This window comes from Paraliomyxa miuraensis, from assembly GCF_026337845.1.
Classification (GTDB): Bacteria; Myxococcota_A; Polyangia; order Nannocystales; family Nannocystaceae; genus Paraliomyxa; species Paraliomyxa miuraensis.
Map to the genome: position 1 here is coordinate 353,176 of NZ_JAOVZF010000163.1, position 13,652 is coordinate 366,827.

8 protein-coding genes are annotated in these 13,652 nt (G+C 70.3%); 6 read left to right on the forward strand and 2 right to left on the reverse strand.

Features of this window, described 5'->3' with window-relative positions; genetic code table 11:
- Positions 1–35 precede the first annotated feature (35 nt).
- Genes OEB96_RS41570 through OEB96_RS41590 form a run of 5 tightly spaced genes read left to right on the forward strand, consistent with a single transcriptional unit; the run spans position 36 to position 8,154 of the window.
- Entirely contained in the window at positions 36–1,895 is a 1,860-nt protein-coding gene (locus OEB96_RS41570; RefSeq protein ID WP_266222497.1) for a CHAT domain-containing protein, read from the forward strand.
- The gene (locus tag OEB96_RS41575) at positions 1,892–4,636 is read left to right on the forward strand and encodes a hypothetical protein (protein WP_266222499.1); all 2,745 of its coding nucleotides are present in this window, start codon (positions 1,892–1,894) and stop codon (positions 4,634–4,636) included. Before OEB96_RS41570 ends, OEB96_RS41575 begins: the two co-directional genes overlap by 4 nt.
- Entirely contained in the window at positions 4,633–6,426 is a 1,794-nt protein-coding gene (locus tag OEB96_RS41580; protein WP_266222500.1) for a hypothetical protein, read from the forward strand. Before OEB96_RS41575 ends, OEB96_RS41580 begins: the two co-directional genes overlap by 4 nt.
- A 29-nt stretch (positions 6,427–6,455) precedes the next feature.
- A complete protein-coding gene (locus OEB96_RS41585; protein WP_266222501.1) occupies positions 6,456–7,766 on the forward strand; it encodes an oxygenase MpaB family protein in 1,311 nt (436 codons plus the stop codon).
- Positions 7,767–7,788: 22 nt separating this feature from the next.
- Complete coding sequence (locus OEB96_RS41590) at positions 7,789–8,154, forward strand: hypothetical protein (RefSeq protein ID WP_266222502.1); 366 nt, start codon at positions 7,789–7,791, stop codon at positions 8,152–8,154.
- A gap of 24 nt (positions 8,155–8,178) precedes the next feature.
- Here the strand turns inward: OEB96_RS41590 and OEB96_RS41595 are convergent, their stop codons facing one another.
- Together OEB96_RS41595 and OEB96_RS41600 are read right to left on the reverse strand one after the other, a co-directional pair.
- Entirely contained in the window at positions 8,179–11,445 is a 3,267-nt protein-coding gene (locus OEB96_RS41595) for an adenylate/guanylate cyclase domain-containing protein (protein WP_266222503.1), read from the reverse strand.
- Positions 11,442–12,206, reverse strand: a complete 765-nt coding sequence (locus tag OEB96_RS41600) for a fatty acid desaturase (RefSeq protein WP_266222504.1) — start codon at positions 12,204–12,206, stop codon at positions 11,442–11,444. The genes OEB96_RS41595 and OEB96_RS41600 overlap by 4 nt, the downstream gene beginning before the upstream one ends.
- Positions 12,207–12,508: 302 nt before the next feature.
- Between OEB96_RS41600 and OEB96_RS41605 the strand changes: the two genes are divergently transcribed.
- Positions 12,509–13,642: an NAD(P)/FAD-dependent oxidoreductase gene (locus OEB96_RS41605; protein ID WP_266222505.1), complete on the forward strand. Its 1,134-nt coding sequence runs from the start codon at positions 12,509–12,511 to the stop codon at positions 13,640–13,642.
- The last annotated feature ends 10 nt before the right edge of the window (positions 13,643–13,652 follow it).

The window sequence follows — 13,652 nt, forward strand, 5'->3', positions numbered from 1 at the left end:
TACGATGACGCAGCACCTCGTCCTCGCGTTCACACATGACATCGACCACTGCTGCCTCGAGTTCCCGCGACGATGAGCCCATCCACATCGAGCTCGAGCTCGTGCGAGCGGAGGCGGCCGACGATGCGTTTGCGTTTCGCTTCGCCCGCCAGACCTACCTGGTGAGGGGAGCGCAGGGCTCGTACGAGACCACCGAGCTGCCGTGGAGCCGCGAGCTGCTGCGCGACCTCGAGGAGGTCCGCACGCCCGATCGCGACCCCGCCACGGTGGCGCGCGTCGGCGAGCTGCTGCGCGAGCTGCTCGATCCCGCCGGCTGGTCGCGTCACGAGGCCACCATCGTCGAGGCCCGGGCCTCGCGACGCCGCGTGCACATCACGATCCGCTCGGCCGCGGCCGAGCTCTACGCGCTGCCCTGGGAGCTGCTCACGCTGCGTGCCGACGGGCAGCACCTCGGCGCGCTCGATCACGTGCTGCTGCGCTACGCCTGGCCTGGTACCGCCACCGTGTCCGCGGAGCCCGAGGCCATCGACGGCCCCGGCCGCGTGCTCGTAGCGTGGTCGGCCGGCGGCGGCGGGGTCCCGGCCGCCGAGCAGACCAAGGCGATCGAACGCGCCGCGTCCGCGACCGAGCGCGACGATGCAGTGGAGGTGCTGCCCAATGCGTCCTACGGGTCGATCGCCGATGCGCTGGAGGCCGCGGCCGCGACAGGCCGCCCGTTTCGCGCACTGCACCTCCTGTGCCACGGCGCCGAGGTGGGCTCGACCTTCGGCTTGAGCCTCGACGCCGAGGACGACGGACGTCCCGCCGTGGTCGACGCGGGCCGCCTCCAGCAGCTGCTCGCGCCCCACGCCCACGCGCTGCGCTTGGTGGTGGTCGCCGCCTGCGATGGCGGCAACATGGGGCAGCCCGGCAACCGCATCGGCAGCGTGGCCCAGCGCCTGCATCGCGCCGGGGTTCAGTACGTGATCGCATCGCGCTACCCGCTGTCGGCCCGCGGCTCGACTCGCATGGCCGGGGCGCTCTACCAGGCGCTGCTCGAAGGCGAGTCGGTCGAGCGTGGATTCGTGGAGGCCCGCACCGCAGCCTCGCGTGAGGTGAGCCAGCTCGACTGGGCCAGCCTGCAGCTCTATGCCCGACCGGAGGACGGCGACCGCGGCCACGTGCTGGTGCCTCCGACCGCGCCGAAGGCCGCGCCCGAGCCCGCACCGAGCCCGGAGCCCGCCGTGGCCGTGACCGCCCCGACGACCGACGTGCTCGCGTCCGCTCCACCACCCACACCACGCACGTCCCGCTGGGTCGCCTATCTGGCGGTGGCGAGCACCACCATCATCGCGGTCTTCCTCATCCTCGCCTTCATACCCGACGAGTACCTCGAAGAAGACCCGGAGGAGGACGACTACCCCGCAGCCGTGGTGGGCACGACCACGCCCGGCTCGAGCGAGGGCATCGAGGACGAGCGGGCCACCTACGAGACCTACGACACGTTCGCCGAGACCCACGGCACCTACGCCGACACCTACGAGACCTACGCCGACACCCACGAGACCAACGGGGACACCGCGGCCGAGCCCGAGCGAGAACAGGTCACGGTCTCCAAGCAGAACAAGACGACCAAGCCACCTCGAGCCAACCCCGCGATCACCACCACGCGACCGAGCAAGCGGTGTGGCAGCGGTATCAAGGAGCTGGTTCGCGACAGCCTTCCGTCCTCCGGCGGCCGCTACGATCTCGAGGCATGGGCCCGCGAGGACGGCCGCGTGGTGCTCGGCAAGTGCCCTGACTGTGGTGATGCGGCTGGCAAGGCCAAGTCGGGCCTCCAGAAGATCAAGTCCAGCACTCTCACCTCGAATTGGAAGGACGAGCTCCCGTGCCGCACCACCATCGACTGGCAGTGAGCCTCCTGCGCGCGCTGCTGGGTGCACTGGCCCTGGTGATGTGCCTGTCGTGGCCTCGGTCCTCCAGTGCCGCACCTGCCTCCGCTCCACGACCCGCCGCGGCCGATTGCGACGTGATCCACGGGCTCACCGCGCTCGACCGCACCCAACGCGAGCGCCTCCATCGCGCATGCATCGACGGCCCTCAGGACGATGCCGCCACCTATACCGCGCTGTTTCGGCTGGTCTCGTCCTCGGGCTGGCATGCGGGGGTCGTGGGGACGATGCTCCGTCGCCATGGCCGCGACTCACTCACCGCGTGGGCCGAAGGCCGCCCCCACGATGCACCCGCGGCCCTCGTGGCCCAGGAGAAGCTCGACGCCGGTCTGTCGGCCTTCGCCGCCGGCACCCTCTGCAAGGAGTTCCGCGACTCGGAGGCGCTCGCCGAGTTCCTCGATGCAGTGGGGGCCGACGAGCCCCCCGAGAGCCTGCCCTTCACCTCGCGGTTCGCGACCTGCCTCGGAGTCCCCGCCTCGACGATGGAGAGCATCCGTCTGCTCACCATTCGGGCCGACGGCCTCGAGGACGTCACCGTGGTCGTGGGCACCCGCGACTACGTGCATGCGCAGCGCTGGACTCGAGCCGACGCGCTTCGCCTCGATGGTCACCGCTTCTTCGTGGCGGCCGTGCCCGAGGCCTCTCCGGTGGTGGTGCTGGGCACGCACGAGAACCAGGCGCTCCCCGTGGTCTGGCGCGGCCTGGTGACCCGCAACGAGGTGGTGTGGGCCGCGGCGCCGCGGCGCTCGTGTCTCGACCTCTCGGTGCGCATGAACCCGGACACCAGGCTGTACTTCGACGGCGTACGCATCGACGACGGCCCCGAGGAGGAGGTGTGCGCGGCCCCCACGGCCGATGCCACCACCAAGACCGACACCGACGACCCCCTCTCGGTCGATCGCACGCTCGCCATCACCCTCGATCAGCCGGGCTCGGGCCTGCCCGAGCACGAGATCTCGGCCCTCACCTGCGAGGGACGGGGCACGGCGCGACGCCCCGTGGTGCGGCACCTGTCCCCCCTGCCAGCCACCGCACCCGCCGACCAACTGCGCGCAGCGGGCCTGTGCGAGGCGTTTCGGCTCGATCTCGGCACGCCCACCAAGCAGCGCGTGGCGGTGCTCGGGGTCAACAAGCTGCCGGGCTGCGAGGCCACGCCGCTGTGGGCCAGCGACGTGCCCGAGCGCGTACGCCACGTGATCGGGCGCGACGTGGCCCACCGCGACGCGCGGACCTACACCAACTTCTCGGCCTACGCCGAGGCCTCCGAGGCGCTGTCCAGCCTCGAGACCCGCCTCGGCGGCAGGAACCGCAGCGACGCCAACGAGCGGGAGGATGCCGACGCCAATGCACTGCTGGGCACCGCCGCCCAGGAAGCCTGGCGCCAGGGCATCGACACGCTGCTGTCGTTCACGATGCAGTGCATGCCGCACGGATCGAACGCCGACGGCGAGCCGCAGTGGTCCTACTCCATCCGCGCCACCTCCATCCACGTCAGCGGGCTGTTCGCGCGTGGGTACTACGGCCGCGACGGGCTCGATCTCGAGGACTTCATCAACGTGGAGAGCGTGGGCTTCGACACCGTCGAGCAGCAGGACGCCGCGATCGGGGCGCTGCTCGATCGTACCTTCGGAGTGACCACGCCGCGCTTCGTGCCCCCGCCCGACCACGAGCCCTACCGCCGCCCCCTGACCCTGCGCCTGAGCGGGTGGAGCGACGATCCGCCGGGGGCCGCAGCCGAGCCCGGCAACGAGACGATCGAGCTGCGCTACAAGTCGCTCTACGGGGTCGGCGAGCACCTCGTCGACGTCCAGGCGCGAAGGGTCCCCGGCTCGGCCGATCGCCCTGCCCCCTGCGAGATGCTGGTCGCCCGCGGGGCACGGCTGCCCGAGGCCACCGCCGCCGCCGCGAGCACCTACGAGTCCCTGCCCACCAAGGAACGCAGGGTGGTGTTCGAACGCAGCCGCGACGACGAGGACGTCAGCTCCGATCCGCGCGCCACCGTGCACAAGGGAGAGATCTACCTGCCCCGCCCCGGCTGGTACCTGGTGACGACGGATGCCGACCAGGACGGCGAGCTCGACGACGCGGTGTGCGTGGATGCCACCTCGCACTCGATCGACGTGTGGGCCGACCTTGCGCCCTCGGGCGGTCCGCTGGCCTTCGCCAGCAACGGCTCCCGCATCAGGCTCTACACGCGGGCACGGGTGGGCATGACCCGCTACTTTCGCGGTGGTTGGCTCGGCACCGGCGTCAGCCTGGGCTACGGCTTCACCGACTACGTCGGGCCTCGTGCCGACTGGAAGGATCTCGACGTGGCATCCCGCGAGGAGCAGCAGTGGCGACGGCACGCGTTGCTCCTGTCGCCCCACCTCGAGTTCCGCTCGCGGACGCGTGCGTTGCCCGTGGAGTTTCGCGCCCGCCTGGGCCCCGCCATCGACACCGCCATGGTCGATGCACGCCGAGTGGACTACGCGCTGGTCGAGTTTCGCGCCGGCAACGACGAGAACGCCATCCTCGACATCGACGTCGACGCCAACCTCGAGCTCTCGATGGGGGTCCCGGTGGGTCGAATCCAGATCGACATCATGACGATGCTGTCCCATCTCGCCGTCGACGACTCGCTCGTTCGCTCGGCGACCACCGTGGTGGAGGATGCCAACATGGTCCTCGGCTTCGGCCTGATGATCAGCGGAGGAGTGCGATGATCGAGCCACGGCCGATCTTGTTGAGCGTCTGCGGGCTCGCGCTGCTCGGCGCGGGGCTCACCGCGAGCTCGTGCGTCGAGGTCCCGACCACCAGCGAGTGCGAGTTGGCGTGCTCGATCGCCAGCCGCTGCGGCATGCTGCCCTCGGCCCTGGGCGGCACCGCGGGCGCGAGCCGGCGAGCCAACGAGCTGGAGTGCATCACGCGCTGTGAGGCCAGCGACGGCAGCTCCACCGAGGTCGACAGCCTGCTCGTGGCCCTCGGCGCGCGAGCGGGCGACGACGACGGCGAGCTCGCCAGGATGATCGCACGGCTCGACAAGCCTCCGCTCTGCGGCCCCGAGGGTACCGACCTGTGCGACGATCTCATCGCGCAGCTCCAGAGCGAGCCCGAGACCAGCAAGCTCGAGGTGACCACCACCCTCGAGGTGCGCATGATCAGCGCCGGGAGCTACGTCACCAACACGTCGCTGCGCTCGTGGTGCTGCTTCGACTATACCGACGAGGTCGACGACGATCCCGCCAATCCCATGGGCAACGAGCCCAGCACCAACCTCGACGAGCTCGAGAGCGTCATCGAGCTGTTCGGACCGACCCGGAGCTGCCTGGTCGAGCTGCGCGACCTGGCCGACACCGCGATCGGACAGATCCAGAACGGCGACGCAATGACCGCAGGGGCGACGTGCGAAGCCCTGAGGACGAGGTGGCCGAGCACCGGGATGGTCGACGGCAACGACGACTGCCGCTATGCGGTCATGAGCAGCTCGCTACGTGCGCTCGGGCTGTCCGAGCTGTCGTGCGACTCGTCCGATCCCATGGAGCTCGACCAGGCGATGCACTTCGTCGCATCCGAGCTGAACGAGACCATCAAGGACTGGGAGCTCGAAGCCGATGGCCCGCTCGTCGATGCCGACGGAAACATCCGCGACTCCGCGACCATCCACGAGCTGATCCACGACGAGATTCGCGACGAGCTCGCCCGTCCCCACGGCTTCATCGAGGAAGCCTGCGAAGATCTGCTCGGTGACCAGGGGACCGACGCCTGCGAGGGCCTGGAGGCCCCGGACATCAAGTGCGTGGGGGGACCGGCGTGCAGCAAGGCCGACTGCCTCGACGAAGACGCCAACGCGCCGGCCTGTGACACCAGCAAGTGCGAGACCGACAGCTTCCCGCCCGGCCGCGAGTGTGATCTGCTCGGCATCGAGGAGATTCGCCTGGGCTACCGCACGTCTCGCGGCCTCGAGACGTTCGGCGATCCCATCACCGACTGCACCGGACGTACCACGATCGCAACCGTGTTCGAGGACGTCCGGGTAGGACCACTCACCCCGGTCGCAGTGGTCACCGGAACGTTGCCCCAATTCCTCGTGCCCGAGGGCGACCATGGCACTCGCACGTTCAGCTGGGTCGTGGAAGGCAACGTGCGCTGGGCCACGGCAGGGCAAGCCGTGCTCGAGCTTCCCAGCCCACTGCTGGAGTTCCTCCAAAATGGCCTCGAAGACCCGCTCGAGGGGCTCGGCTGGGTGGCCCAGCGCCTCCCCACCGGCAAGGCCTGCGACGACGAGCCCGGGCAGTGCGAGGGCTACTTCAACGAGAACTGTCACAACGGCATCGACGACGACGGCAACGGCCTCGCCGACGAAGCGGAGCCCTGGTGCGACTGCCTGTTCGAGGAGCTGGTCGACCTGTGCATCATCGTGCCCCCGGGCATGCCGCCGCCGTGCAACTGCATGGACCCCAAGCCACAAGAGGGGTGCCCCCCGTCGCTCCCCCCCCAGTGTACGTACGACTGACCCATCGACGAGAAGGGTATACTCCGCGCATGGCATCCGCATCGATCCAGGGCTTCTTCCCCCAAGGCCAGCAGCGTGCATGGGACTCCGCCTTCCTCGACGAGATGCGCTGCGTGGGCGATCCCCCGGCCGACGACGTCGTGAACGCGATGCTCGAGGCCAATGAGGGCCGCCCCGAGGACACCGCGCGGGTCCTGCTGCGGCAGCTGCTCGGCGGCGGCCAGCACAACGTGCTCCTGGGATCGCCCGGCACCGATCAGCTCGCTCGGTTCCTCCAGGAGCAGCGTCAGCTCCCCCCGTGGGCCGATCGCGAGCTTCTCGAGCATGCGCAGGCGCTGGGGCGCAAGCACCTGGTGATGGGCTCGGTGCTGCTGGCGGTGGCCAGCCTGCCCGAGTGCTACCTCGACGCCAAGGGAGCCCCCGTGCTCGCCGCCAGCGGTCAGCTCAGCGAGCAGCCGGCCCGTCGCCTGCGCCACACCGCCCACATGGTGCTCTCGGTCTGTGCCGAGCACGCCCTGTATCCGCGACCGGGCCAAGATCCCAGCGTGCTGCCGGTCGGGATCGAGAAGGCGCTCACCGTCCGTCTCATGCACGCGCTGCTGCGGCGCTTCACCGTGCAGGGCTATCGCCTCCCCGAGGCGTTCTACCAGAGCGTCGAGCAGGAGCTCGGGATGGGCGACCACTTCGGTGACGGCGAGCAGGTGCCGGTCCCGATCAACCAGGAGGACCAGGCGTTCGTGCTGCTGACGTTCTCCTACGTGGTGGTGCGGGGGCTCGAGCGCATCGGCATCGCGCTCGACGACCGCGACCGCGACGCCTACGTGCACCTGTGGAACGTGATCGGTCACCTCATGGGGGTGCAGCGCGAGCTGATGCCCGAGGGCTTCTCCGAGGCCGCATCGCTGTTCCACGCGCTCAAGCAGCGACTGGCCGGACCCTCCGAGGAGGGGAAGCTGCTGATGGCCGCCATGATGGACTGGACCAACCGCCTGGTCCCCCTGCCGCTGCGCAAGCTCAACCTCGCGGCCGAGCTCGTCGTGCACTTCATCGGCCCCGAGAGCGCGGCCATGCTGGGCATCGAGCAGCGCGGGCTGCGGTGGCTTCGACACCGCCTGTTCACGCTCCCCGTGGAGGGCTACGAGGCGCTCAAGCCCGCGGGGCTCGCCTGGAACCCGCTGGGGGTGGTCATGGAGTCGCTCGCCAAGCCCATGGTCAAGCGCTTCATGGCCGAGGTCTCCACCACGCGCCCGCCCCCGCCCGTGCAGCCGGGCGAGCCCGCTCCCAGGCCCTCGGGCGGCACCGTGCAGTGGCCGCAGTACGTGATCGACCGGGTTGCGTAGCGTTCGTACCTCGGCATCGACCGTGACCGGCCACTACCTGCTCATCGCCTACGCTCCGTCGCGAGAAGGGCTCGAGTACGGCCCGGCCAAGCCGCCCGACCATCGCTTCGGCTTCTTCTACCAGGACGAGCGCACGGGCGTGGGCTCCTACTGCGACGCCAAGCAGGCTCTGGCGCGCATGGCCGAGATCACCCGCCTGGGAGCCGGGTGGTTCCTCCCCCTGCTGCGGCGCATGGCCAAGGGCAAGGAGGTGCCGCTCGAGGAGATCCTGCGCGAGCTCGCAGCGCATGCCCATGGACCACCCATCTGGGACCTCGGCCCGAAGATCGATCACCGGGAGCTGCTGCCCGACGAGGTGGTCGAGCGCTACACCGCTCGGGAGCAGTAGGCTCGAGCGAGCCGCTCGCGTCGGTCACGACTCGAGCAACGCCCTCGCCGCGACCAGGTCGGGCGTCCGGGGCTGCCCCTCGAACGGGCCGAGCGCCTCCTCGAGCACCGCTCGCGCCTCGTCGCGCTGCCCCCGGCGCAACAGCAGCTCGGCCAGCGACGTGGCGGCCCGCAGCTGCCACGAGCGGGCGCCCTGAGCCCGCGCGGTCTCGATGGCGCGTCGGAACGACGCCTCGGCCAGCGCCATCGCGTCCTCGTCGTCACGTGCATCGTCGCCGGCCTGCAAGAGCCGCTGCGTGCCCCGCATGCGTCGCAGCTCGGCCTCGAAGAAGCGCTCGCGGCTCGACTCGGCCAGCTCGAGCGCCTCGTCGAGCAACGGGCCCGCCTCGCGCAGATGCCCCTCGCTCCGTCGCGCGTCGGACAAGAGCCCCAGGAAGTACGGCACGGTGAATCCCGAGCCGGTCTGGCGCCAAAGGCCGATGCACTGCTGAATGCGCTCGGCCGCCCCGGCCTCCCCCTGCCCCGCCCGCGCGCTGCCCCCCAGGATCGTACCCCACACGAGCCACCAGCCAAAGCTCTGCTCCTGCGACAGCGCCACTGCCTCGTCGGCGAACGCCTGGGACTTCGCGTGATCGCGCATGTAGAGCTGGAACCACGCGGCAACGCCCAGCGCATACGCCCGACTGAACTCGTGGCCGATCTCGGCCGACAGGGCCAGCGCCTGCTCGTGACGTGTGATCGCCAGATCGAGCGCCCCCAGCTGGAAGCACACCAGCGACGAGACCGACCGCGACGTGACCCCCACGCTCTGTCCAGTGAGCAGCGCCTGGCCGCCGTGGCGCTCCACGTCGAAGCGCTCCACCACCCACTCGAGGTGCTCGCGCGCCCGCGGCAGATCATCGCCCATGAAGAAGTACGACAGACCCAGCGAGAAGTGGGCCTCGAGCAGCAGCGCCTCGTCTTGCTGCTCGGTGGCCAGCTCGAGCATCCGCTCGGCGTAGTAGAGCCCCTTGGTGTGCGTGCCCTGGACCAGATAGAACGCCCACAGGCCCCACAGCACCCAGAACCGCTCGGGGGTGGATCCCAGCTGCCCGCACAGAGCATCGGCGCGGACGAACACCTGCTCGACCTCCTCGGAGGCATAGCCCTTGAGCGCCGACAGCGACGTGCCCAGCTTGATCTGCAGGCGAAGCTCGAGCTGATCCCGCGCGGGCGACTCGGGCAGCAACGGCACGAGCGCGAGCCCCCGCTGCAGGTGGCTGACCGCCTCCTGGTTCGACGACGACGCCTGAGCGCGCTCGGCTGCACGCAGCCAGGCATCGACCGCATCCTCGATCCGAGCGCCGCCGGCCGCCTCGAGGTGGTGAGCGAGCAGCTCGGGCTCGACCTCGGCTTGCTCGCCAAAGCCCTCCTCGAGCGCCTTGGCGATGCGTCCGTGGTACTCCTGGCGCGTCCGCTTGAGCAGCGACTCGTAGGCCACGTCCTGGATCAGCGCGTGCTTGAAGATGTAGGTGTCGCTCTGCCGCAGCACGAGCTGGGACTCCACCAGCTCGTCGAGCGCGCGCTCGAGCTGCTCCCTCGGGCCCGAGAAGATCTGCTCGAGCAGGCGAAGGTCGAACGTGCGTCCGATGGTGGCCCCCAGCTGCGCCACCTTGCGGGCGAGCGGATCGATGCGATCGAGCCGCGCCATCAGCGAGTCGTGCAGAGTGGCCGGGATCGCGCTGGTCTTGGTGTCCTCGATCTGCCCCGCGTCCATCAGCATGCGCGTCAGCTCCTCGACGAACAGCGGAATCCCATCGGTGCGCTCGACGACCTGGGCCAGCATCTTGGGCGGCAGGCGAAGACCCTCGGTCATGGCCAGCACCAGCGCTCGGCTGTCCTCGCCGGAGAACGGCCGCAGCCGGAGCTCGTGCACGCGCTCGTCGTCCGTCCAGGGCGACTGGAACACCGGACGGGCCGTCATCAGCACCATGACCCGACGCTCGGGGAGCCGCGTGACCAGCAGCTTGACCAGATCGAGCGTCGATGGATCGATCCAGTGCACGTCCTCCAGCACCAGCAGCCGGGGGGGCTCGTCGTCGCTCGGCAGCAGCAGCTCGACCAGCACCTCGGTGGTGCGGAGCTTGCGGGCCTGGGGCGACAGGGCGGCCGGCTCGTAGCCGGCGCTGGGCGGGATGTCGAGCAGCGCGGCGAGCAGGGGCTCCGCGTCGGCCAAGCGCGAGGCTGGACGCGAGGCACGCCCCTCGAGCCACCCTCGCAGGCGCTCGAGCGCCCTGGCCGGGGCATCGTGCCGACCGATGCCCGACTCGACCCGCAGCATCTCGACGATCGGATGCATGGCGCTGTTGACGAAGAACGGCATGCAGTACACGTCGTGCACGCGATACGGCCCCTCGCCCAGCGTGGCCTTGAACGCGGAGAGCATGCGGGACTTGCCCACGCCCGGCTCCGCCACCACCAGCGCGGCGCTGCCACGCCCCTGTCCGGCCGCCTCCCAGCACGATCGGAGCACCTCGAGCTCCTTGGCTCGCCCCACGAACGGAGTGAGCGCCTGCTCGCCCACCGCCTCGAGGCGATGCCGTGCCACCACCCGCAGCAGACGAAAGACCTCCATGGGCGTGGCAATGCCCTTGAGTTCCCTCTTGCCGAGCGACTCGAGCTGGAACAACCCTCCAATGAGCCGTCGCGTGGCCTCGCTGACGACCCCCGAGTTGGGACCGGCCAGCGACTCGAGCCGGGCGGCGATGTTGGCAGTGTCGCCGACCGCGAGCTGCTCGCGCTTGGATCCGCCCCCCACCTCGCCCACCACCACCAGCCCCGTGTGGATGCCCAGGCGGATCTTGATGGTCACGCCCAGCTCGCGCTCCAGCCCCTCGTTGAGGGTGTCGAGCGCCTCGAGCATCTCGAGGCCGGCGCGGGCGGCCCGGGTCGGGGCGTCCTCGAACGCGGTGGGATAGCCGAAGTAGACCAGGAGCCCATCGCCCAGGTACTGCGCGATGCTGCCCCCGAAACGCTCGATCACCTGGGCGCAGGTGCTCTGGTAGCGGCGCACGACCGCCATGAGGTCCTCGGGATCGAGCTGCTCGCTGAGCTTGGTCGAGTCGGCGATGTCGCAGAACATCACCGTCAGCTGACGACGCTCGGCTCGCAGGCGATCTTCGGTTCCGGACCCCGTGCGCGCGGCCGGGGCCGGGGTTGGAGCCGGAGCCGAGGCCTGCAAGCGCGTGCCGCAGCTCGAACAGAACCTCGCCGTGTCCTCGACCGTGGCCGAGCAGCTTGGACACCTCGTCATCGACGATCCTCCGTATTCGTCGCGCGCACGACCGGGCTCGCCGGAAACGCGGACAACAACCCCGGCAGGAGATCGGCCTTGACCCGGGGCCACGCGTGATGAGCGTCGTGCTCGCATAGGACCGCCGCCAGGTCCGGTCCCAGCACGAGGCGCAGTGCGGCGTCCAGGGGGCGAGGCAGCCGCAGGGAGAACGTGCCGTACCTCGCGTCCTCGTCTCGTTCGTCCCCACGCCCGCCTGCTCGCACCCCCCTGCGGTAGTGCAGCACGTGGTGGAACACGAAGTTCGACGTGCCCACCGTCAGCCGCAGCACGAGCCAGTAGGAGAAGAACACCGCGGGGGCGATGGCGACGAGCGACAGCATCGTCAACGCTCGCACGGTTGCCTCGCGGCGGAGCGAGGCGCCGATGCCCTGCCCGAGCACCCAGCCCGCAGCCGCGAGCTCGGGGCCGAGCATCGCCGCCCCGAACGCACGCACCGATCCTCCGCGGATCTGGAACAGCTCGGGATCGTCGGCCGTGGCGGTCCTTCGGTGGTGACGCAGGTGGATGTCCTGGTGCTCGCGATAGCCCAGGCCCAGCGGGGTCTCGAACAGCATCATCATGCGCAACGGCCACACCACCTGCTCGGGTCGGCGCACGTGCATCAGCTCGTGGGTGAGCAACGCCCCGCGCAGGTAACACACCACGATCACCGGCGCGAGCAGCTCGACCGAAGCCCATCCCGCCATCGCGATCCCCAGCGAGGCGTAGATGGCCGCCATGTACGCCACTCCGTGGCGCTCGTATCGGCGAGCGTCGGCCTGGCTGCGGTTGTACGAACGCGGTGGCCGACCGCCACGATGCTCACCCATTGGCTCGGTCGACACGGCACACCGACGGCGCCATGGTGACGCTCCGCCGGTCGGGGTGTCAACGTGAGCCGCGCCCGAAGCCCCCTGTTGTCGGTCCTGCTGGCGTGAGATAGTCCCTCCGAGCTGGCGCCTTCCGTGCGGACCCACCTCCCACGCGTGCCCGTGGCCGCGCCCGAGTCGCACCCCATGCCCGTGAACGGGGGTATCGCCGCGTGAGGATCGCGGTCGTTGGGGCGGGACCGGCGGGCGCAGCCGCCGGGCACCACCTCGCCCGACTGGGGCACGAAGTGATCCTGCTGGATCAACACGGCTTCCCCCGGCCCAAGACCTGCGGGGACTGGATCACGCGCGGCACGCTGACCGAGCTCGAGACCATGGGCCTGCCATGGGTACGATTGCGACAGCTCGCGTCGCAGCGCGCCGAGATCCGCGGCAGCATCGTGGGTGCTCCCAACGGCCAGCTCAGCCACGTGCGGAGTGAGGACGCTCCGAGCGCGTGCGTCCCCCGGGACGTGTTCGATGCGATGCTCGTGCGCCGCGCAGTCGCAGCCGGGTGTCGCATGGAGATCGCCCGTGTGCGGGATCCCGCCACGCTGGTGGGCGAGCACGACCTGGTGGTCGATGCCCGTGGCGTGTACGCCGGACAGCCCAACACGGTGGCCGTGCGCGCGTACTGGACCGTGCCCACCAACCGCATCGACGCCACCACGCGGAGCACGGTGCGACTGCACACGATCGAGCGCTTTCGCATGGGCTACGGGTGGATCTTCCCCGTCGACGTCACCCGCGAGCACGTACGGATCAACCTCGGCGTGGGGCTGTGGCGTGCGGAGCACGATGCTCGCGGGATCAAGATCCGAGAGGACTTCGAGCGCTTCGTCGAGGAGAATCCGGTGGCGCGCCGGCTGGCCACGGTGGCGATCGAGCAGGGGCGCACCCGCGGTCACCACCTGGCGCTGGCCTCCGAGCGGCTCGAGGTCGCCGGCCATGGTGTGCTGCGGGTGGGCGATGCGGCCAACCTCACCGATCCGATCACCGGCGAGGGGATCACGAACGCGGTGCTCAGCGGCCGCCTCGTGGCCCAGGCGATCGACGGCGCTCGCGATCCCGCGCAGGCTCAGCGGCGCTGGCAGCGAAGCTACGACACCCTGCTGTGGCCCGAGCTGATGGCCGCGCTACGGCTGCGCACGCTGCTGCTGGGCACCCGGCGCAAGAACCTCGCCATGTGGCTGCTCCAGCGCCGCCCCGCGCTGGCCGAGCGCTTCCACGGCAGCCTCGAGGGCGTGGTGTCCTACCGCGACGTGCTCCCGCTGCGGCTGCCCGAGATCCGGCTGGGCAGCTCGTAGCGTGGGAGCG

Bases quoted from the DNA above. Each gene is read 5' to 3' on its own strand.
- OEB96_RS41570 (WP_266222497.1), top strand. From the start codon at position 36: ATGACATCGACCACTGCTGCCTCGAGTTCCCGCGACGATGAGCCCATC.
- OEB96_RS41580 (WP_266222500.1), top strand. From the start codon at position 4,633: ATGATCGAGCCACGGCCGATCTTGTTGAGCGTCTGCGGGCTCGCGCTG.
- OEB96_RS41585 (WP_266222501.1), top strand. From the start codon at position 6,456: ATGGCATCCGCATCGATCCAGGGCTTCTTCCCCCAAGGCCAGCAGCGT.
- OEB96_RS41595 (WP_266222503.1), bottom strand. From the start codon at position 11,445: ATGACGAGGTGTCCAAGCTGCTCGGCCACGGTCGAGGACACGGCGAGG.
- OEB96_RS41600 (WP_266222504.1), bottom strand. From the start codon at position 12,206: ATGGCGGCCATCTACGCCTCGCTGGGGATCGCGATGGCGGGATGGGCT.